Origin of the sequence: Shewanella algidipiscicola (assembly GCF_900380485.1) — a bacterium.
Taxonomy (GTDB): domain Bacteria; phylum Pseudomonadota; class Gammaproteobacteria; order Enterobacterales; family Shewanellaceae; genus Shewanella; species Shewanella algidipiscicola.
The window spans coordinates 289,219-308,582 of the sequence record NZ_OXJV01000018.1; the positions used below are offsets into that span (position 1 = coordinate 289,219).

The following is a 19,364-nucleotide window of genomic DNA, read 5'->3' on the forward strand; positions in this document are numbered from 1 at the left end:
TTAAAACAAACCACTGGCTGCGCTCAGCTGGTTTATAGTCGCTTCCATGGCCGTAAATTGGGCCAAGTAAATTTGGTAACGTTGCTGCATCTGATAATCGTGACGTTCCATGTTCTCGTTGACTCTGTCTATCTGGCCATCGAGGGTATCTTTTTTCAGGTCCATCAGCCCTTTAAAGTCGGTAAAGGGCTCTATGACTTTTTCGAGTCTGTCGACATAACTGCCAGCATCGGTAAACATGGCTTCGATGGCAGAGGCATCGCCTTTCAGCGCATCGGTCAACTTAGTTTCATCGACTTTCAACTTGCCATAGCGATCTAATTCAATGCCGATATCCGATAAACGCATGCCGTTTGGCGCACTGGCAAATATCGAGTCACGCATCTGGCTTTGTAGTTGACGAATAGAAGAGTCCCCTTTCAAGACACCGATTTGGGCCTCTTTTACTGTAGTAGTCACTTCATCTTTATCATCTTTGTCGTCTTTATCCTTCTTACTGTCTTCCTCAATCACCGAACTGCCCATCGAGCGAGTCAGCTGATTGATCTGCTGCAACATGGTATTAAAGGCGGCAACAAAGTCTTTCACCGCTGTCTCGGTACCTTCAAAATCTTCTTCGATTTTAACCCAGCTGCTTTCACCGGCGCCGTGGGTACTGGTTAACTCTAGGCTCACGCCATCGACCACATTTTCGAGGTAGTTGCTACTACTGGTGATATCGATACCATTGAGCGTTAACTTGGCGTCTTGCGCCACGCGGCGCTCAGTCATACCAAAATCAACACCATCAAGCTCAACGGTTAAACTGTTAGCTAGACCTGATTCGGTCGCCGACATCATTAGCTCAATTTGACCGCCAGTGCGTACCAAAGAGGCTTGCATCCCTGGGTTATCTGGGTGCTTATTAATCACATCGCGTAACTGCGCCACCGTCATGGGCGCGCCACTATTAACCGTGGCAAGATCAATCTCTAAGCGCTGACTAGGATCGCTACCCAGCTGAATACTAAACACACCTGAAGCCGGCAACAACTCATCTTCTGAGGCATAAGTCTTGGTTAATTGCTGCGCCTGCGCCAACTGCTCGATATGCAGTTCATAATTTCCCTTAGGGGCATCGGCGGTCACCGTCGCTGTGGCTTTGTCGTCACTGACACTCGAGGTTTTACCCTTAAAGGCCTCAGTGTCGAAACTGGTTAACTTAGCCGTTAGCTTGTCCATACTTTTTTCAAGCAATTTATAGGCATCTAACTTGGCGTTATAGGTGTTAAGGTTGTTCTTATATAGGGCATCTTTTCCCGCACGCTCAACCATAATCAGCTGTTCGGAAAACTGCGCCGCACTCATACCTGAAATCATGAAAAAATCCTCTTATTGATAACCTTAAAGCAAACCTTGTACCAAGATTTATCTATTTGTTTTTAATATATTTTTAAAAGAAGCGAGATCCTATTAGGTTAGGAGGCTTCCGTTGCTGTCACACAAAGGGAAGTAATGCTTCCGCGCCAACGCGCTCAGTGGGTAGCAACAATCGTTGTGGATAGCTCAAATAGGCGACCGAAACGGGCTGGAGCTGAAATAGGCAGGGGGAGAAAAGTCAATTTAAGGGGATAAAAAAAGGGGCCGCAGCCCCTTGATGGTTAAGGTGCTTACAATTAACGTAATAGACCCATAACCAAACCAGTGTTTTGGTTCGCAGAAGACAGGATAGTGGTACCTGCTTGAACTAACATTTGGTTCTTAGTCATGCTTGCAGATTCAGTGGCGAAATCGGCATCCATGATACGACCAGCAGCAGACTTGGTGTTTTCAGTGATGCTAGTTAAGTTAGCCGCAGTGTGACCTAGACGGTTGATGTTAGCACCTAGCTCAGAACGCGCAACACCCACTTCATCGATATAAGTATCAATCGCTGTAATTGCAGCAGTTGCACCAGCAGTCGTTGTTAAATCACCAGCTAGGGCAGTTGGAGCTGTCATGCTTACTGTTAGTGTTTCAGTAGTACCTGCACCAATTTGGAACTGAACACCACCAGTTAGCTTAGCCATTAGATCGTTACCCGCATAGGTAGTTTCACCCATAATACGAGTAGATTCAGCTACTAGCTCTTGGAATTCTGCATCAAGTGCAGCCATATCAGTTGTCGAGTTCACGCCGTTGGCTGCTTGAGTTGCCAATTCTTTTTGACGGTTAGCGATGTTAGTCAACTCTTCTAGGGCACCGTCACCAGTTTGTAGCATAGAGGTCGCATCAGAAATGTTACGACCAGCAGTTTCCATACCACGGATGTTAGCATTCATACGGTTAGCAATCTGTAGACCTGCAGCATCGTCAGATGCGCTGTTGATGCGAAGACCAGTAGATAAACGCTCCATAGCGTTAGTCAGTAGATCGTTGCTCTTAGTAACCGCATTTTGTGAAACCAGTGAAGCGTAGTTAGTATGAACTGAAAGCATGTGTATTCTCCAAGAAATTAAAATGTTTCATCGTGATTCACAATAGATAAGACGGCAGTGCAAAAGAAAACTGAAAATAAAAATCTAAAAATTTTTAAATAAATTGATCTAACCTGTCATTCGAGCATCGATCGTCATAGCCGCTGTTGTGGTTATCAACCCCATAGATGCTAAGAAGACGATACAGAAAAAGCATAACGACACGGCAAGAGTTACCTCATTTTCATGAAAAAGCCGACCCTAGGGTCGGCTTAATATTCTCGCTCACTCATTGAAGTAAATGATTCCAGCAGAAATATGCACAATTTAACCCAATAGCGCAGTCACTTGATCGCGATTGGCATTGCCCTGCGCCATCAATGACGTCAACTGGTATACAAAGGGTTGCGGCTGCATAAACTTTACCAGTAATTGTAACTCCGCCTGTGGCGGAATTGTCGCCATCGATGTCTGCATCTGGCTCAGTAATGCGGCGTGGGTGGCTAAGATCCCTTGGATCTGGGCATCAATTTTTTGTTGTGTCTTGGTTACTTTAGCTAAGGTCTGCTTTAAGTTGCTGTCGGCCTTTAAACCCCACTCGCGGGGATCTTGCAAACTAAAACGCTCCTCTAAATGGATATTACGCAGTTCGCCAGCGGGCAAGCGTTGCCCCTCGCCCATCATGAGCAAGCCTTCTTGCACTTGTTGCCACACAGAGCTGGGTGCCTTAAACAAACATTCGCCATTGATCAGTTCAACATTAAGCCCTAAAGGGGCGAGTGCATTAGCTAACACCTTATTAAGCTGCTGCCGATCCAAGCCGGCCGCTAAGGTCACATGTAATGAGCGCTGACCAAGCTGCACCAATATGCGCTCGTCACGTTGCTTAGGCACAGTTAAGTCTACCGAGCGCAATATAAAAGCGTGCGGTGCAGCAGGAGTTTGCGATAGCAGGTTAAAATGGTGATCGAGTAATAGTTGGCCGCGATAATGGGGGCGAATTTGGCTCAGACGTTGCCGCTCTTGCTCGGCTTGAAACAATGCCTGTTGACTCATCTCCCCAGAGCCTGAGCGGATAACACGGTATAACTGCTGGCGAATGTGGCTCAACAAGCTTGATGCCTGTTGCAACGCTTGCAATGCCACCTGAGAGGCACTCACCTGATGCTGCTCTTTGGTACTACTGGCCCAGCGGCCATAAGAAGCCAGTCGATGCTTAGGCAGGGCTCGAGTGGGTTGCGGCCCCTGCTGTACAGGGGCAACTGGCGCTGTATGGCTACTGCTAACAGTCTGATTCTGTCGTAACACATTGAGCGAATCACCTATCGCATTAACCATCTAACACACGCCTTATAAATGATTGAACAGAGTTAACTGACTCACCTGAACAAAAGTTTGTTGAGTCACTTTGAGGGCCGTGAGTTTAACATTAAATTCAGCGGTAGCGCTGGCATAATCTAGCTCTTGGGTTTCACCAATCACCTTTTTATTAAACAGCACCATCTCTTCGTGAGAGGTTTTCATCAACGATAGGCTGTTTTGCTTACCGCCCATGTCAGTTATCGCGCTGTTAATGCTGTCTAAAGTATCGTTAAGCGTGGTTTGCATCGCATCGGCAGCTGCTGAAAAGGCAGCATCATCTGGCGCAAGCGCAGGGTCTTTGAGCACCGCAATATAATCGGCAGTCTGATTTAGAATATCTTGGCTGGCGTTAGAAAACAGAAATTGCTCGGCGGTCACATTGGCCGTCATCCATGATGATCCCGAGGTTTGCACCTCACGTTGGCTGTTATCACCTTGATAGACATAACGCCCCGCAGCATCTTGGGTAATAGTCTGCTGCTCGGTGCGATTACCCGAAAACAGATAATTACCGCCATCGTCCTTGGCATTGACGTTATCTACCATCGCCTCGAGTAACTCATCTAACTCTTGAGCATAGGCACTGCGATCTTCTGGCGATAGGGTCGAGTTATTGGTGGCGACGCTGATTTCACGCATCCGTTGTTGCAACTCAACCATGCCCGACAGATAAGTCTCTGAGCGGCCTAAGCTGGTGCTCAGTGAGTCGATATTTTTAACATACTGCTCCATAGACGCTAAATCACGCTCATTAGCCATGACGCGCACCGCACCAATAGGGTCGTCTGAGGGACGCAGTATCGACATTCCCTTAGATGACATCTGGTTCAAGCGGGCCAAATCCATAGTCGTATTTTGTAGACTGTGAATATTGTTAGTGTACAAATTTTGCATTGTCACGCGCATTTTTAGGCCCCCTTAAAAGCTGCTTAGCATGGTTTGAAACAGTTGATCGGCTGTCGATATGACTTTGGCATTGGCCATATAAGACTGCTGATAAATGATCAAGTTGACGCCCTCTTCATCGGGGTTAACACCACTGGTGCTGGCCCACTGAGACTGCGCATCTTTTTGTAACTCGACACTGGTCTTGGCATTAGCAATGGCTTGACGCGACGCCGAGCCTAACTGACCCACTTTGCTGCTAAAGGATTCAGAAAAACTGGTGCTCACACCTAAGCTAGTAAAGGCCAAATCTTTGTTGGCTAAGGCCACCAACGCTTGTAGGTTGCTGTTATCACCTTGGGTGCCATCGGTACCAAAAGCCAGCTCATCCGCGGTAAAACCATCAGTCACCTGCAAGCTACCAGCGGGGTTCCCAGGCTGAAAACTAAATAGGTTTTGAGTGGGTGCAGCGCCCGTTAAATCGGTACCGCCTGCCAACACAGCATTAAACTCATCGGCCAATTTAACGGCTAATTCATCAAGGTACGCTTGCGAGCCGGCTAATTCACTATCGCGATAATCGAGTAACGCGCCCATGCTGCCACCAGCCGAAGCTTCAAGGGTAAAATGGCTCTCGCCAAAATTGATATCGACAAGGCTAACCAGCGGATTGGCCGGATCGGGCACCATTGACAATTTAGCCACGGTATTGCCCGACAACAAAGGTTCCCCACGTGCTAGCGAGATGTTCACCATGCCTTTGTCATCTTCGATAACGCGTATATCGACAATGGCCGCCAGTTCGTCGATAGCCGCATCCCGACCATCTTGCAATGCCGCCGGCACTATGCCGCCGGCACTGGCGGCCTTTATGTCTTGGTTAAAACGAGCGATGATCTCCAGCTGCGAATTGACCTCTTTGGCCGAGGTGCCAAGCTGACCTGTCACCTGATCGCGTTGAGATACTAAGCTATCGTTGATGCCGTTAATCATCTGAGTTAAGGCTTTCGCCTCGTTTAACACCCCTTGACGATGCGCAATCAAATTGGGCTGCTCCATCGCCGAGTTAAGCGACGCAAACAGCTGATCTAATCCGGCAGAGATATTATTACCTTCTGAGCCAAAGACTTGCTCAGCTTGGCCTAAATAACTGCTGCGCACATTATCAAAGCCCACATTACTGGTGGTCTGCCACAGCTGCGCCACTTCATATTGGTCCGAAATCCGTCTTACGCCATCGATAAACACCCCAGCGCCGCCGCCATAAGCACCACCACCCACAGAGCTGGTCATCACTTGCTGACGTGAGTAACCCGCCACCATGGCATTAGTCACATTATTTGAGGTCGCATTGAGCGCCGCCATACTGGCTAACAGCCCAGATTTACCTATGTTCAACATGCTCATTTATTGTCCTTAGCGTGCGGCGGCACAAAAAGTGCGGGCTGCATCGCTGTGGTTGTCATCTGTTGCGGATCATAGGCGACAGGATCGGCGCTCGACTTAAGCGCGCCAGACAATTGTTTAGTCATCACCTCAGACAAGCCCATGCCTTGCATCTGGCTCAAACGGCTAGCCAGTTCGGCATCGTGTAGATCGCGATATAAACCATCATTTTTTGACGACAACGGGCTCTCTTCATCGGCCATCGCATCAGAGGCTGAGCGCATCTGCTTTAATACGGTTTGCAAAAACTGCGCTTCAAACTGCTGGCTCACCACTTTAAGGGCTCCCAACTCGCCATTGCTTTTAATCAGATCGCCAGCATTTAACTGGTTAAGATAACCGTTATTATTTTCAAGTTTCATTAGATCACCACTAACTCAGCTTCTAGGGCGCCAGCTTCATCGAGCGCCTGCAATATGGCCATCAGATCCATAGGTGCAGCACCTAAACTATTAACTGCCTTAACAATCTCTTCGATAGCAATACCCTCTGGCCAGACAAACATGCGGTTATCACCTTGCTCGACCGACACTTGGCTATCGTTGGTCACGACAGTTTCGCCATTATTATTGCCGAAATAGCCACCATTAGGCTGGCTAACATTTTGCCCTTCAACTATGGTCACCGTTAGGTTGCCATGACTGACAGCCGCCTTGCGCACCACCACATTGCCCCCCATCACAACCGTGCCTGTGCGACTGTTAAATACGATGCGCGGGCTGCGGCGCCCCTGCTCTATCTGTAACTCTTCGAGCATCGACATAAAGGTCACCCGCTCACGGCTCGACTTTGGCGCCTGTACTAAGACTTTGCCGTGGTTTTCAGCTCTTGCCACATTGGGGCCAAATAGCGCATTAACCGCGCGCTCGATATTGCGCGCAGTCTTAAAGCTGGGATCTTTGAGGTTAAGGATGATATCGGCGTTATCATTAAAGCTGCTGCCAATGGCGGCCTCAAGTAAGGCGCCATTGGGAATACTGCCCACGGTAGGCACATTGACGGTGATCGAAGAGCCATTGCGCCCCGATGCCGAAAAGCCACCGACCACTAAGTTACCTTGGGCCACCGCATAAATGTCACCATCGACGCCGCGCAGTGGCGTCATCAACAGGGTGCCGCCTTGTAAGCTTTTGGCATCACCCAATGATGACACTGTCACATCTATGGTTTGGCCTGGGCTAGACATAGGCGACACGGTCGCGTGCACCGCAACGGCGGCGACGTTTTTCAATTTAGGGTCGCTATTACCATCTATTTGCACGCCAAACTGCTTGAGCATGTTGACCACAGACTGGCTGGTAAATTTCACCTGCGAACGGTCACCGCTGCCATTGAGGCCCACCACGACACCGTAGCCCACCAGCTGGTTGTCACGAATACCTTGTACATCGACGATATCCATCAAATAGCGCGACTGCTCAGCAGCGTTAAGCTGGGCACAGATAAACACTGACAGTAATAAACACAAACGTAGCATGCTAAAAATCCTTGCCTAAAGAGGGAACCATGGGCTGTTGAAATAACGAGACGCCCAACCCATTGCATTACTGTCGGCAATCGCCCCTTGGCCACCATAAATAATACGTGCATCGGCGATGCGCTGTGACGAGATAGTATTGTCGTTACCAATATCGTCGGCGCGGATAAGTCCTAGTAGGCGCAAGTATTCATCGCCCTGATTGAGCCTGAGCCACTTTTCGCCGCGGATCAGCAGTGCACCATTGGGCAATACCTTGGCAACGGTCACTGTGATCGAGCCTGATAGCTGGTTTTGCTGGGTACTTGACCCAGTACCATTAAAACCACGTCCTAAAGACATATCGCCATCGGCGCCCATATTATTGGCGCCAATTGAACCACTGGAGCCCGCGGCCAGCCCAAAGGACATATCTTGCGCTTTGCTGGTTTTAGTGTCGGCTTTCTTGCTGGAATAGGTTTTTTCATCTAATGACACAGTCAATAGATCCCCTTCGCGAAAGGCACGCTTGTCTTTAAACAACGTCAGCATATAACCGGGACGATACAAGCTGCCATCTTTAGCATCTGGCAAACTATAATCTATCTCTGGCGGTGCCCATTCGGCGCCACCCGGCTTAGTTAACGGCTCTGGTATATGTGAAATACATCCAGATAAAAACAAGGTCATCAGCAAGTAAAACCAACGCATCATGCTTCCTTATAACGACTGGTTGAGGAACTTGAGCATATCGTCAGACGCCGATACCACTTTGGCGTTCATCTCATAGGCTCGCTGAGTCGAGATCATCTCAACCATCTCTTCAACTACGTTAACGTTAGCGCCTTCCAACGCGCCCTGACGCAAACCGCCTAACGCTTGGTCGCCAGCCACCCCTTCAACCGCCACACCCGAAGCCGCAGTTTCGCGGTACAGGTTATCACCACGCGCTTGTAGGCCCGCAGGATTGGTAAAGTTGATCAAGGTAATTTGGCCCAGCTCTTGCGGATCCGCTTGGCCTGCCATCTGTGCGTTCACTAACCCATCGGTAGCGATGGAAATCGATAGCGCATCTTCTGGGATCACTATGTTAGGCACTAACGGGAGCCCCTGAGAGGTCACCATCATCCCTTCGCTGCTGCGATAAAATTGACCATCACGGGTATAGGCTAATTCACCATTAGGCTCTTCCACTTGGAAGAAGCCGTTACCTTCAATGGCTAAATCCAGTTGTTGATTGGTGGTTTGCATATCACCCGGGGTGAAGATTTTTTGTGTCCCGACCACGCGGGTACCAGCACCGAGTTGCAAACCCGATGGCAGCTCGTTCATGGCATCGACTTGACCACCAGGTTGACGCTGCACTTGATAAAACAGATCATTAAACGCCACACGGTCACGTTTAAAACCTGTGGTATTCACGTTCGCCAAGTTGTTGGCGATAGTGGTCATTTTAGTATCTTGTGCCGTCAGGCCGGTTTTACTTACCCATAAAGCTGATTGCATACTGAACTATCCTTTACACATTACGCAGTAGACGGTTGCCGACTTCGGCCAATTTCTCTGCGCTTTTCATTAATTTCACCTGAACTTCAAACTGACGGCTCAAATCCATTGAGGCGATAAGCTCGCTCACCGCTTGAACGTTACTGGCCTCGAGGAAACCACTCTTGACTCGTACCTGTTCGTCTTGCGGTAGGTCGGCGCCATCACGGCGATACAAGAGACCATCTGGGCCTTTTTGCATTTGCGCCATATCGCTATTCACCAGCTTTAGTCGCCCGACTTCCTCAATCACTCCGCCTTCCGATGGCAAAATGCTGATGGTGCCATCTTCACCGACAAACAAGTCTTTATGTTCAGGCAATACCAGTGGCCCGTCGACACCCAACACGGGGCGACCGTCAACGGTCAACTGACCTTCACCGTCGGCGATCATGGCGCCGGCACGGGTATAGGCTTCGCCGCCATCGACCATGACACTGAACATGCCTTGATCATGAATCGCCATGTCCAATTTGCGACCCGTGGGGTTCACCGCGCCGCTCTGCTGGCTAAAGCCGCTGCTTTGGGTCAAGGCTAACACTCGGGTGTCAAAGCTACCTGGTGTGTTAGGGATCGCCATGGCGTTCACTCGCTCCAGATCGGCCTTAAAGCCCGTAGTCTCGGCGTTGGCCAAGTTATTCGCGCGAATGGTTTGTGCTTCCATAATACGCGTAGCACCGCTAACGGCTGTATACAGCATCTTGTCCATGTTGTTAGCCCTTAAATAGCGTTGAGTAAGGCTTGCTGCATGGTCGAGTTAACGTCCAACACTTTAGCGTTAGACTGGTAGTTACGCTGCGCCGACATCAAGTTAACCATCTCTGCGGTGGTATCGACGTTAGAGCCTTCTAAGTAGCCACCGGTAACGTTACCCATGGTGCCTGTAGCTGGCGCCCCGAGAATAGCTTGGCCGGCACCGTTTGTGGCAACCCAAGCATTGTTACTGATAGGCTCTAAGCCATTTGGATTAGCAAAGTTAGCCAGTGCCACTTGACCCTGTAACTGCTCTTGGCCGTTAGTGTATGTACCATATAGCAAACCGTTGTCATCCAGACGTACGCCTTTTAAATCACCTGAGGTATAACCGTCTTGGTGCAGGCTGGAGTTGTTGTACGCCGCCGCATATTGAGTGCTCTTATCAAGGCCCACATCGAATGCCATCGCCGTCGCGCCATCTAAGATAGCGGGGTCGTTGATGTTCATGGCCAGGGTCTTGCCTGCGGTTAAGATACCGTTAGAGTCAAAGGTCATGGTGTGGCCACCAGCAGGTGTCACATCCACGCCTTCCATCATGTAGTGCACACTCCACTCGTTAGGAGCGGTTTTGACATGATATTGGGTGAGTGCGTGTTCGTTACCTAATGAGTCATACACACTGACGGTGCTCGATGAGTGGTAGCTGTCCATGTTGGCAGGATCGAAAGGCACTAACGCAGGATCAATCACATCGACGCGGGCATCAAGGTTAGATACTAAGCCAACAGTGGTAGTGGCTTTAGCCGCCAAGGCTGCCGTTTGCACTTGCAGGTCGGTGGTGTTACCCGTTTGGATTTGACCTGTGGCGCCCACGGCATAGCCCTGTAAGCGGTTACCCACAGGGTCGACGATAAACCCTTGTGAATTCTGATGAAACATACCTGCACGAGCATACATACCGCCGCCATCAACGCCTTTTAGTACGAAGAACCCTTCGCCTTTGATCCCCATATCTAACTGGCGTCCAGTGTAAGTTAAGCTACCACCCTTGGAAAAGTTTTGGCTGGTCGACATGACGCTGACACCACCGGCTTGGCCACCGTTATAGATGGCGGCGAACTCGCTGCGTCCACCACGAAAACCCACGGTAGATGAGTTAGCAATGTTATTACTGATGGTGTTGAGATCTTGTGTCGTGGCCTGTAAGCCGCTTAGTGCTATGTTAAATGACATCCTAATACCCTAATATAAAATAAATTTATGAAACTTCAGAAATGTTCAGCACTGAAATGGTGCCTAGACCATGGCCCATCTCGGCCATCATCATCCCTGATGCGCTCGCAAAATGAATTTTTTCGATCGGCGCTTTAATGTATGTGGGTGCCATTAACACCGACTCTCCCATTGTGGCGTTAGCCTTAAGTTCATATTTTCCTTCAGGCAAGCCTAGAGCCTCGGGGTCAATGTTAAAGGCAATATCGCCCTTAGATTGCGCGCCCAGCTTAACGGTTTGCACCACTTCGCCTTGCTCGTTGATCACCTCAATCTCTAGGTTTTCGACACCGTTTTCTAAAAACACTTTGCCTTCTACTGCTTCATTGCCTAGTTCAAGCCCAGAGGCTGGCACCATGGCACTCTTGCCAATCAAGGATGCCGATTGCACTATGCCTAAGTTCTCCATCATCACCATCTGGTTCGACTGGTTTTCGCGCATATACTCTAAGCTCTCCACCTGTGAGAACTGGGCTAATTGCGAGACATATTCGGCGCTGTTGATCGGTTTAGTCGGATCCTGATTTTGGATCTGAGCAATCATCAACGTCATAAATTCATTTTTGAGCGAGGCAGCATCATTGCCTGGCGCTTGTAATACATTAGCGCCCTGTTGCGCCTGGCTGTCCGTAGTGCGTCCGACTTCCATTTACTTGTTTCCTAATTGCAGTAAGCCCTGCTGCATAGAGCGGGCACGGTTCATCACTTCAACACTGGTCTCAAACGAGCGGCTTGCCGCCATCATGTCGGCCATCTCTTCAACGGTATTGACGTTCGAATACGCTACGTAACCTTGCTCGTTCGCAAACGGATGGTTGGGCTCATAACGCATATCCAGCGGCGCATCGGCTTGCACTATGTCGCTAATTTCCACCGAGGCACCGGCGGCTTTGCCTTCTTGCATCTGGTTATAGATAGTGGCAAATACCGGCTTTAACGCACGGTAAGCTTGCTCTGGCGACTCAGCAGCCGTACCGGCATTCGCCAAATTACTGGCCACGGTATTTAAGCGTATAGTTTGGGCATTCATGCCTGCACCCGCTATTTGATAGATTTCTCCAAATGACATAGGGACTCCTAGCGACCTTCGATAGCCGTTTTTAAGCCGGCAATTTTCATGTTAAGAAATGTCAGGCTGGTCTGATAATCCATCGCATTTTGTGAATATCTCGCCTGCTCTTTACCCAGTTCAACCGTGTTATTATCGGCAGAACTTTGATACGGCACGCGATAACCAATATCGTAGCGATTAGCATTGCTAGCACCTGATTCAATGCGAGCCATTACCTTACTAAAGTCTAGATCTCGCGCCTTATAACCTGGGGTTTCGGCGTTCACCAAATTACCCGCCAGCACCTTGCTTCTCTCTACCCTAAAGTTCAGTGTTTGGGGGTGGATCCCCAACGCTGTATCGAGGTTGATAGCCATCTCAATTCCTAGTAATGTATGCTCAACAATGTTAATGGCACTGAGTATCCAATTAATATGCCAAGTATTTTAAATCAAATTAAACAAACACTTAGATGTTGAAGCCTGCCGTAATCGGAAGCCTAACTTCCCTCTTCCTCTTAGGCGTATTCGGTTTACTTCCGCTACCTGTGTATAGCCAGACAGACACAGCTTCCGCCACCACGCAAATTGAGCAACAGATGCAGCGCTCAATCGAAACCCAACTGAGCCAATGGCAACAGCAACAGGCTATCGATAAGGTACAACATAAGATTATGATTCGGGTGCCCTCAGGGGCGGATAACCTTGAGCTTTGCCCGCAAAAAATCACCATAGACCCGCCCCAAGGCTTACCCTTTGGCCGAGTGCAGCGCAAACTGAGTTGCCCCTCTCTGGGTTGGTCTTTGTATGTCAGGGCAAAAGTGACACTGCAAGCCTATTTGCCAGTCGCCAACAGGAACTTGCAAAGAGATGAGATAGTGACATCTGCCGATCTGCACTGGAAAATGTTACCGCTGAAGGCCTCAGATCAAGATGTGATCACCCAAGAGGCCAACTTACTTGGCCAACAAGTGACCCGCAAACTGCGTAAAAATAAACCCATCCGCGCCGCCTATCTCGAGGCGCCACGGCTGATTAATGTCGGCGATGAGGTGATTATCGAGGCCAGCAGTGAGGGCTTTTATGCTAATATGCTCGGTGTCGCCTTAGATGTAGGCAAAGAGGGTGATGCTATTCGGGTGAAAAATAGCAGTTCAGGCAAGGTGATCACCGCCTATGTGGTGGCCAAAGGCCGAGTCCGCACTCAGTTTTAAGCTTATTAGATTGAAAAAATCACTAAAAAAGTTTTAGCGATGTCACAATCCGGTCGCTCATATAGAGTATCAAGCCGAATTATCGAGTGAGTACAATGGAAATCAATAAAATCAACAGCGCGATTGGTGCTGAGATTGGTGCCAAGAAGAGCAATGTTAATGCTCAAGCCACGCCAGCGCCTCAATCAGCAGCTACGCCTTTACCAGCCCAGCTATCCATCAGCCAGGATTGGCAGTCGCTTGAGCAGTCTCAGCAGGCACTACAGCAACTTGACGATGTGGATCACGACAAAATTGCCGCACTGCGTCAGTCGCTGCAAGACGGTAGTTTCTCACTAGATTTAGATCTGATTGCCGATAAGATGCTCAACCAACATGGATAAACCCCAAGTTGATAAGCGTTTGTTAGTGCAGACGCTGCTACGTGATATTCGCTTAGATGTGGATGATTACGGCCAGCTAAAAAGCATGCTTAAACATCAAAGAGAGCTAATGCAGCGCACCGACAATCAAGGGCTATCACTGCATAATACGCGTCAAACGGCATTGTGCGATAAACTCGCCCAACGAGCCGCTCAGCGTAGCAAGATCTTAATCCAACTTGGGTTTAAAGGTGATAGCAATGGCATGAAGCGTCTGCTTGCCGCCTTGCCGAATCAGCTGCGTCCGCAAATTAAAATTTTGTGGGACAACCTACAATTGTTGGTGACAGAGAGCCAGCAGGCCAATGAAGTCAATGGCCGCCTATTAGCATTGCAACAAGAGACTCTCACTCGGTTGCTCAATCCTGATAGCCAGCATCAACAGATAGATTACGGCAACCACCTAGCTCGCTAACGTTAAGCTTAAATTGCGTTAGCGAGACACATTGCCCCGCGTATAAAACCCTGCCATATCATCTAAAGTCGCTTGCTCTTGACGCATGCTTTGCTCCAGTAGCGCCTCCTTGGTCTGCTGCTGTAACCACTTCAACCCTTGCTGTCGTCCCAACTGCTTACGCCATAAATTGTCGACTCGTGCCTGCTCGTGTTGCAGCAAGGTCTGCTGTTGAGCCAGTTTGATCTTCATCGGCTCTAACGCTTGAGCCATCTGGGTCGCGTTTTGCCACAACAGCGGGTGCGCTCCATATTGGCGGCCGCTATAATCGCTGATCATCTCACTTAAGGCTTGATGTTGTTGCTGAGCCTGCTGCATACGACGCAGCGCCTCATCACGCTTTTGCCCTAATTGCGCGAGCTTTTTCTCTTCCTGTTGACACAATCTAGACAGTTGTCGCTGACGCTGGCGCATAACCCATCACTTCCATTAATTGCTCTAACTGTTGCAGACTATCGGCGCGGCTGATTTTGGTCTCGGCCGCTTGCCGTAAAAACTTGGCCATCTCGGGATACGCTTGCACAGCCAAGTCCATCTCGGGATCTTGCCCCGCCTGATAACCCCCTAATGGCAATAACTCACGCACCTCATTATAGCGACTCAAAAGGTGACGCATGATATGACTTTGTTCTAGCTGACTTGGACTGGCGATCTGAGTGGCTAAACGGCTCACTGATGCATTCACATCGATGGCGGGAAAATGACCGCGCTCGGCCAGTTTACGACTCAGCACAATATGGCCATCGAGGATCGCACGAGCCGAATCGGCCACGGGATCTTGCTGGTCATCTCCCTCGGTTAATACCGTATAAAAGGCGGTTAAGGTACCTTGTTGATGTTGACCATTACCGGCCATCTCCACCAATCGAGGCAGCTGGGCAAATGCCGAGGGTGGATAGCCTTTAGTGGCTGGCGGCTCCCCCAAGCTGAGGGCGATTTCTCGCTGCGCCTGAGCGTAGCGAGTTAACGAATCCACCAGCAGTAATACTTGCTTGCCCTGATCGCGAAAACCACAGGCAATGGCATGGGATAGACGCATAGCGCGCAGGCGCATCAAGGGGGTAGTATCGGCAGGCGCGGCAATCACCACCGCGCGGCGCCGGCCAGCTTCGCCAAGGGTCTCTTCAATAAATTCGCGTACTTCTCGGCCACGCTCACCAATCAATCCCACGACCACCACATCGGCTTCGGTGAAGCGGGTCATCATACCCAAGAGCACACTCTTACCCACACCAGAGCCGGCAAACAAACCTAAGCGTTGGCCTCGGCCTATGGGCAATAAGCTGTTAATGGCTCTCACGCCAACATCCAGCGCTTGTTTGATGGGTTGGCGCAACAAGGGGTTATAACTGGTGTCTGATTGTGGCACACGGGCGATACCGGTTAACTCGCCTAAGGTGTCCAGCGGCTGGCCTAATCCATCGAGCACCCGTCCGAGCAACCCTTCACCTATGGTTAGCGTTTGCTGCTCGATCATGGGTAACACGCGGGCGCCGGGCATCAGCCCTTGGGTGGTTTCAATCGGCATGAGACAGAGCACATCCTTATGAAAGCCCACCACTTCGGCTTCGATAAGCCGGCCGTTACGTCCTTCGATTTGGCAGCGATCGCCCATGCCAAGCTGGCAGCCTACGGCCTCTAGCAACAGGCCGTTGACTCGGGTCAACCGCCCATAAACACGGGCAACGGGCACATTAGGCCAGTCCTGCGGTGCTAACTCAGGCTTCAAGATCCGTCTCATTCAATTTGGCTTCTACCTGCTGCATGCAGGCATCGAGCCGCGTTTCTACCGAGGCGTCGGCGTCAGACTTATCACTGACAATGCGGCAGCTACCGGCTGAAATACTGGCGTCTGGTACTAGGTTCCAGCCACGAATTTTATCTTCGGCCAGCTCTTTTAACTTGGTCACGGCCGAAGGCTCAAGGTGAATTTTAACGTCACTTTGATCATCGGGCAGTGCGCTTAAGGTCTCTTCCACTAGCTTAAGGATCTGCTGCGGCTGCAGGGTTAATTCACAGCGGATCACCTGTTGTGAGACGCGGCGAACCAGATCTAAAATCAGGCTCTGCTGTTCATTGACCTGTTTACAATGACCCTCTTCTAGCAAGGCTTTGAGCGCCCCCAGGGGAGCAATTATCTCATTGAGCTGCTCATCGATACTGGCTTTGCCTGCTTGCTGGCCTTCAAGTTTACCTTGCGAAAAACCGGCGGCATGTCCAGCGGTTGTGCCCTCTTGCAAGCCTACTTCATAGCCGGCATCGCGGCCTTGCTGCATGCCTTCATCATAGCCTTGCTCGAACGCTTGCTGATAATCTTGCCAGCCAGCGCTTTCACTGCCCGGCTCGCCTGTACTGGAGAGCGGCGGGAATCGATAGCGCCGTGCTAGCTTGTCATCTAAGCGCCAGCGGTTTGGTTTGTCCGCCATTAGCTCACCACCTGCTCTTCAAATAGCTGCAACTCAATTTCGCCATCTGCCATCATCTGTTTGGCGAGCGTCATAATATCTTTACGTGCACCGTTGGCGCGGCTAACCGGCACACCACCTAGGGCATCGACCTGAGTTTCAATGGCCGACGACATACGTTTAGGCAAGGCCTCGAGTAGCGCGTCTTTAAGTTCTAAGTCGATCCCTTTTAGGGCTAGGGCTAAGGTTTCACCTGGCACTTGCCCTAACAAGGTCTGCAAAGTCTCTGACTTTTGACGTCCCAAAATAATAAAGTCGAACATGTTATCGGTGACATCGCTGGCCAACTGCTTATCGAACAGTTTAATCATCTCCATCAACTGCTCGCGGTCGCCTTCAAAACGGTTAAGAATATCGGCTACTTGCTTAACACCGGCCACTTGAGTGTGGCTCTTTTCCATCGCCATTAGCATGCAGCGCTCGACGAGCTGACGCAGTTCATCGACCACGTGGCGGTCGAGATCGCCCAGCTGAGCAATACGAATTAATACCTCGTCTTGGCTGGCGCCTGGCAACATTTTTAAGATTTCGGCCGCACTTTCTGGCGGCAGCAAGCCCAACAGCACCGCCTGTAGTTGGCTATGCTCGTGGGCAATCTCTCTGGCAAGCAGCTTAGGCTCAACCCATTCGAGGCGCTTCACCAGTACCTTAATTTCATCGCCATAGATGTTGTCGATAAGGCTTTTTGCCACGCGATCGCCCAAGGCGATATCGAGGGTTTTTTGTAAATAGGAGCGCGAGGCTCTGGCAATACCCGACTGCTCTTTATAGCGTTCGAAGAAGCGACTCAATACCGCTTCCGCTTTATGTTGAGTAATGCTGGAGAGGCGGGCCATTTTGTGGCTCAGGTGCTGGACATCATCACGGTCTAGATGCGCCATCACCATCGCAGCGCCTTCTTCGCCCATGCTCAGCAGCAACATGGCCGCTTGCGAATAGTTGTCCATCTTGATGTCGAGATCGTTATTATCATTCACCGTCTTTATTACCTATCCAATGAGCTATCACTTCGGCAACCCGTGCCGGTTCCTTATTTGCAAGCATGCTGAGATGCTCCATCTTCACCGTTAAGGGTGAACCAGGCTCTGGCAGCCCTTGGCTCCCCAACCAGTCGGCGTCGGCAAGCTGTTTATCACCGCCGGCTTTGGGCGGTAAGGCTGCGGGCGCGGGCTCACTGGTGGCTGCAACTGGGAGCGCGGCGGCTTGGCTTTCGGCCTCATCGGCTTGCTTCTGCGAGGTGCGAGTCAAGTGTGTCACCAGCGGACGCAACACGAAGAAGATAAGGCCTATGCCCAGCAATCCACCAATCAGGTAACGCAGGTATGTTTGGTAATGCTCTGCTTGCCACCAGGGCATTGGACTAAATTCAGCCACGGTCGTTGGTGCAAAGGCAAACGCATTAATGCTAAAGCTGTCGCCTCGCGGCGCTGAAAAGCCGATGGCATCTTTCACCATGTTGCCTAATTTCAGTAGCTGAGCCTCTTCCTGCGCGGCATCTGTGATGGTGGTGCTATTGACCAATACTGACACCGAGAGGTTTTCTAACTGCATCTGCTGATAACGAATATGGCGCACTGAGCGGCCAACGTCATATTGGCGGCTCTCTTCTTGGCGTACATTACGGTTGGTATCTGTCTCTGCACCCTCTTCGTTAGGTTGTGGTGGTTGATTGCTTAATGCGCCTGGGATCCCCGCTGCAATAGCGGCATTGTTGTCGTCTAAACTGGTGCGTTCTTGGGTCATCACCGCCTGGGGATCGAGTGACTCTTTGGTCTCTTCCACTTGGTTAAAGTTAACTTTGGCGTTGACTCTTACTTGGAAATTGTCAGCGCCAAGCACGGGGGCTAACATTGACGACGCATTAGCAATTAAGGTCTGCTCTAGTTCGCGGGTGTACTGCAGTTGGCGATCGCGCGCCTGAGTAATATCTTGATTATCAGCGATAGCGGCACTTAAGAAATTACCGTTTTGATCGACCACTTTAACGTTCGCTGGCGTCATACCTGTGACACTGCCCGCGACCAAGTTAACAATCGATTCGACTTGAACTTCGTTCAGTGTCGAACCTGAATAGAGTTGCACCATCACCGACGCCGTTGGCAGCTCGGGTTGCTGACGAATAAACAGGGTGCGCTTAGGTATGGCTAAATGCACTCGCGCGGCGCGAACTGGTTTAAGCGCCATAATGGTGCGCGATAATTCACCTTCGAGGCTGTGGCGGTATTTCGCCTGCTCCATAAACTGGCTGGTGCCTAGGCCTGAATTGTCGAGCTGATCCATCCCCGATGGCACTTTAGCCTTTACACCACGGGCAGCCAGTAACATTCGCGCCATGCCGAGTTGGTCTTCGGCCACCAGCACTAAGCCGGTATTGGCTTCGAGTCGGTAATTAACGCCTTCGGCCTCGAGCACTTCGATAACTTGCGAGGTTTCAACATTTTCCTGGCTACCATATAGAGGACGATACCCCTGACTGGCTGTCCATAACATAAGCACGATCACGCTAGCCACCACAGTGGATAGCAGTGCCAATACCATCACTTGACGGTCACCACTGGTGAATTGACGCCACTTTTGCGTCACACTCGCCAATGGGCTAGTGCGGGCATCTCCATTGATGTCCGGGCTAGATTGAATAACAGAAGTAGACATACAACAATTT

Annotated in this window: 22 protein-coding genes; 3 read left to right on the plus strand and 19 right to left on the minus strand. The window is 50.3% G+C overall.

The genetic code is table 11. The features are described 5' to 3' along the window. From fliD to flgB, 14 genes are all read right to left on the minus strand, one after another. Complete coding sequence (fliD, locus tag DN599_RS15180) at positions 1-1,359, minus strand: flagellar filament capping protein FliD (protein WP_110458422.1); 1,359 nt, start codon at positions 1,357-1,359, stop codon at positions 1-3. Positions 1,360-1,655: 296 nt separating this feature from the next. Continuing rightward, positions 1,656-2,456, minus strand: coding sequence for a flagellin N-terminal helical domain-containing protein (locus DN599_RS15185; protein ID WP_110458423.1), 801 nt, complete (start codon positions 2,454-2,456; stop codon positions 1,656-1,658). A gap of 306 nt (positions 2,457-2,762) precedes the next feature. Next, positions 2,763-3,773, minus strand: coding sequence for a hypothetical protein (locus DN599_RS15190; RefSeq protein WP_110458424.1), 1,011 nt, complete (start codon positions 3,771-3,773; stop codon positions 2,763-2,765). Between the two features lie 12 nt (positions 3,774-3,785). Next, on the minus strand, positions 3,786-4,691 hold the full coding sequence (gene flgL, locus DN599_RS15195; protein WP_239473322.1) for a flagellar hook-associated protein FlgL: 906 nt from the start codon (positions 4,689-4,691) through the stop codon (positions 3,786-3,788). A gap of 24 nt (positions 4,692-4,715) precedes the next feature. Then, positions 4,716-6,089 carry a flagellar hook-associated protein FlgK gene (gene flgK, locus DN599_RS15200; RefSeq protein WP_110458426.1) on the minus strand — a complete coding sequence of 458 codons (1,374 nt, stop codon included), beginning with the start codon at positions 6,087-6,089 and terminating at the stop codon, positions 4,716-4,718. Beyond that, entirely contained in the window at positions 6,086-6,490 is a 405-nt protein-coding gene (locus DN599_RS15205; RefSeq protein ID WP_110458427.1) for a rod-binding protein, read from the minus strand. The genes flgK and DN599_RS15205 overlap by 4 nt, the downstream gene beginning before the upstream one ends. Then, complete coding sequence (locus tag DN599_RS15210) at positions 6,490-7,605, minus strand: flagellar basal body P-ring protein FlgI (RefSeq protein ID WP_110458428.1); 1,116 nt, start codon at positions 7,603-7,605, stop codon at positions 6,490-6,492. The genes DN599_RS15205 and DN599_RS15210 overlap by 1 nt, the downstream gene beginning before the upstream one ends. Before the next feature lie 15 nt (positions 7,606-7,620). Further along, on the minus strand, positions 7,621-8,295 hold the full coding sequence (gene flgH / locus DN599_RS15215; protein WP_110458429.1) for a flagellar basal body L-ring protein FlgH: 675 nt from the start codon (positions 8,293-8,295) through the stop codon (positions 7,621-7,623). 9 nt (positions 8,296-8,304) lie between these two features. Further along, on the minus strand, positions 8,305-9,090 hold the full coding sequence (flgG, locus tag DN599_RS15220) for a flagellar basal-body rod protein FlgG (protein ID WP_110458430.1): 786 nt from the start codon (positions 9,088-9,090) through the stop codon (positions 8,305-8,307). Positions 9,091-9,103: 13 nt separating this feature from the next. Beyond that, the gene (locus DN599_RS15225; RefSeq protein ID WP_110458431.1) at positions 9,104-9,838 is read right to left on the minus strand and encodes a flagellar basal body rod protein FlgF; all 735 of its coding nucleotides are present in this window, start codon (positions 9,836-9,838) and stop codon (positions 9,104-9,106) included. 11 nt (positions 9,839-9,849) lie between these two features. Beyond that, positions 9,850-11,058 (minus strand): flagellar hook protein FlgE, encoded by a 1,209-nt coding sequence (flgE, locus tag DN599_RS15230; RefSeq protein WP_110458432.1) that lies wholly within the window; start codon positions 11,056-11,058, stop codon positions 9,850-9,852. Positions 11,059-11,083: 25 nt separating this feature from the next. Further along, positions 11,084-11,746 carry a flagellar hook assembly protein FlgD gene (locus DN599_RS15235; RefSeq protein ID WP_110458433.1) on the minus strand — a complete coding sequence of 221 codons (663 nt, stop codon included), beginning with the start codon at positions 11,744-11,746 and terminating at the stop codon, positions 11,084-11,086. Continuing rightward, positions 11,747-12,166, minus strand: a complete 420-nt coding sequence (flgC, locus tag DN599_RS15240; RefSeq protein ID WP_110458434.1) for a flagellar basal body rod protein FlgC — start codon at positions 12,164-12,166, stop codon at positions 11,747-11,749. 8 nt (positions 12,167-12,174) lie between these two features. Then, on the minus strand, positions 12,175-12,525 hold the full coding sequence (gene flgB, locus DN599_RS15245; RefSeq protein WP_110458435.1) for a flagellar basal body rod protein FlgB: 351 nt from the start codon (positions 12,523-12,525) through the stop codon (positions 12,175-12,177). Positions 12,526-12,620: 95 nt separating this feature from the next. Here flgB and flgA point away from each other — a divergent pair, with 95 nt between their 5' ends. The 3 genes from flgA to DN599_RS15260 all read left to right on the plus strand — a co-directional run bounded on the left by flgA (position 12,621) and on the right by DN599_RS15260 (position 14,198). Next, entirely contained in the window at positions 12,621-13,361 is a 741-nt protein-coding gene (gene flgA / locus DN599_RS15250; protein WP_110458436.1) for a flagellar basal body P-ring formation chaperone FlgA, read from the plus strand. Between the two features lie 95 nt (positions 13,362-13,456). Then, positions 13,457-13,744 carry a flagellar biosynthesis anti-sigma factor FlgM gene (gene flgM / locus DN599_RS15255; RefSeq protein ID WP_110458437.1) on the plus strand — a complete coding sequence of 96 codons (288 nt, stop codon included), beginning with the start codon at positions 13,457-13,459 and terminating at the stop codon, positions 13,742-13,744. Continuing rightward, complete coding sequence (locus DN599_RS15260) at positions 13,737-14,198, plus strand: flagellar protein FlgN (protein WP_110458438.1); 462 nt, start codon at positions 13,737-13,739, stop codon at positions 14,196-14,198. Before flgM ends, DN599_RS15260 begins: the two co-directional genes overlap by 8 nt. A gap of 18 nt (positions 14,199-14,216) precedes the next feature. Here DN599_RS15260 and DN599_RS15265 read toward each other — a convergent pair whose 3' ends face one another. Genes DN599_RS15265 through fliF form a run of 5 tightly spaced genes read right to left on the minus strand, consistent with a single transcriptional unit; the run spans position 14,217 to position 19,354 of the window. Continuing rightward, entirely contained in the window at positions 14,217-14,651 is a 435-nt protein-coding gene (locus DN599_RS15265; protein ID WP_110458439.1) for a flagellar FliJ family protein, read from the minus strand. Beyond that, the gene (locus DN599_RS15270) at positions 14,623-15,978 is read right to left on the minus strand and encodes a FliI/YscN family ATPase (protein WP_110458440.1); all 1,356 of its coding nucleotides are present in this window, start codon (positions 15,976-15,978) and stop codon (positions 14,623-14,625) included. Before DN599_RS15270 ends, DN599_RS15265 begins: the two co-directional genes overlap by 29 nt. Next, on the minus strand, positions 15,956-16,663 hold the full coding sequence (fliH, locus tag DN599_RS15275; RefSeq protein WP_110458441.1) for a flagellar assembly protein FliH: 708 nt from the start codon (positions 16,661-16,663) through the stop codon (positions 15,956-15,958). The genes DN599_RS15270 and fliH overlap by 23 nt, the downstream gene beginning before the upstream one ends. Further along, positions 16,663-17,649, minus strand: a complete 987-nt coding sequence (locus DN599_RS15280; protein ID WP_110458478.1) for a flagellar motor switch protein FliG — start codon at positions 17,647-17,649, stop codon at positions 16,663-16,665. Before DN599_RS15280 ends, fliH begins: the two co-directional genes overlap by 1 nt. Before the next feature lie 22 nt (positions 17,650-17,671). After that, positions 17,672-19,354 (minus strand): flagellar basal-body MS-ring/collar protein FliF, encoded by a 1,683-nt coding sequence (gene fliF / locus DN599_RS15285; protein ID WP_110458442.1) that lies wholly within the window; start codon positions 19,352-19,354, stop codon positions 17,672-17,674. Between the last annotated feature and the right edge of the window lie 10 nt (positions 19,355-19,364).

What these genes read in the sequence shown, in the direction of transcription:
- flgB (WP_110458435.1), bottom strand. Translation starts at nt 12,525, where the DNA reads ATGGCTATCAACCTCGATACAGCGTTGGGGATCCACCCCCAAACACTG.
- DN599_RS15235 (WP_110458433.1), bottom strand. Translation starts at nt 11,746, where the DNA reads ATGGAAGTCGGACGCACTACGGACAGCCAGGCGCAACAGGGCGCTAAT.
- flgH (WP_110458429.1), bottom strand. Translation starts at nt 8,295, where the DNA reads ATGCGTTGGTTTTACTTGCTGATGACCTTGTTTTTATCTGGATGTATT.
- flgG (WP_110458430.1), bottom strand. Translation starts at nt 9,090, where the DNA reads ATGCAATCAGCTTTATGGGTAAGTAAAACCGGCCTGACGGCACAAGAT.
- DN599_RS15270 (WP_110458440.1), bottom strand. Translation starts at nt 15,978, where the DNA reads ATGAGACGGATCTTGAAGCCTGAGTTAGCACCGCAGGACTGGCCTAAT.
- DN599_RS15205 (WP_110458427.1), bottom strand. Translation starts at nt 6,490, where the DNA reads ATGAAACTTGAAAATAATAACGGTTATCTTAACCAGTTAAATGCTGGC.
- DN599_RS15210 (WP_110458428.1), bottom strand. Translation starts at nt 7,605, where the DNA reads ATGCTACGTTTGTGTTTATTACTGTCAGTGTTTATCTGTGCCCAGCTT.
- flgM (WP_110458437.1), top strand. Translation starts at nt 13,457, where the DNA reads ATGGAAATCAATAAAATCAACAGCGCGATTGGTGCTGAGATTGGTGCC.
- DN599_RS15265 (WP_110458439.1), bottom strand. Translation starts at nt 14,651, where the DNA reads ATGCGCCAGCGTCAGCGACAACTGTCTAGATTGTGTCAACAGGAAGAG.
- DN599_RS15225 (WP_110458431.1), bottom strand. Translation starts at nt 9,838, where the DNA reads ATGGACAAGATGCTGTATACAGCCGTTAGCGGTGCTACGCGTATTATG.
- flgK (WP_110458426.1), bottom strand. Translation starts at nt 6,089, where the DNA reads ATGAGCATGTTGAACATAGGTAAATCTGGGCTGTTAGCCAGTATGGCG.
- flgC (WP_110458434.1), bottom strand. Translation starts at nt 12,166, where the DNA reads ATGTCATTTGGAGAAATCTATCAAATAGCGGGTGCAGGCATGAATGCC.
- DN599_RS15280 (WP_110458478.1), bottom strand. Translation starts at nt 17,649, where the DNA reads ATGGACAACTATTCGCAAGCGGCCATGTTGCTGCTGAGCATGGGCGAA.
- fliF (WP_110458442.1), bottom strand. Translation starts at nt 19,354, where the DNA reads ATGTCTACTTCTGTTATTCAATCTAGCCCGGACATCAATGGAGATGCC.
- fliD (WP_110458422.1), bottom strand. Translation starts at nt 1,359, where the DNA reads ATGATTTCAGGTATGAGTGCGGCGCAGTTTTCCGAACAGCTGATTATG.
- DN599_RS15260 (WP_110458438.1), top strand. Translation starts at nt 13,737, where the DNA reads ATGGATAAACCCCAAGTTGATAAGCGTTTGTTAGTGCAGACGCTGCTA.
- flgL (WP_239473322.1), bottom strand. Translation starts at nt 4,691, where the DNA reads ATGCAAAATTTGTACACTAACAATATTCACAGTCTACAAAATACGACT.
- flgE (WP_110458432.1), bottom strand. Translation starts at nt 11,058, where the DNA reads ATGTCATTTAACATAGCACTAAGCGGCTTACAGGCCACGACACAAGAT.
- DN599_RS15185 (WP_110458423.1), bottom strand. Translation starts at nt 2,456, where the DNA reads ATGCTTTCAGTTCATACTAACTACGCTTCACTGGTTTCACAAAATGCG.
- flgA (WP_110458436.1), top strand. Translation starts at nt 12,621, where the DNA reads ATGTTGAAGCCTGCCGTAATCGGAAGCCTAACTTCCCTCTTCCTCTTA.
- fliH (WP_110458441.1), bottom strand. Translation starts at nt 16,663, where the DNA reads ATGGCGGACAAACCAAACCGCTGGCGCTTAGATGACAAGCTAGCACGG.
- DN599_RS15190 (WP_110458424.1), bottom strand. Translation starts at nt 3,773, where the DNA reads ATGGTTAATGCGATAGGTGATTCGCTCAATGTGTTACGACAGAATCAG.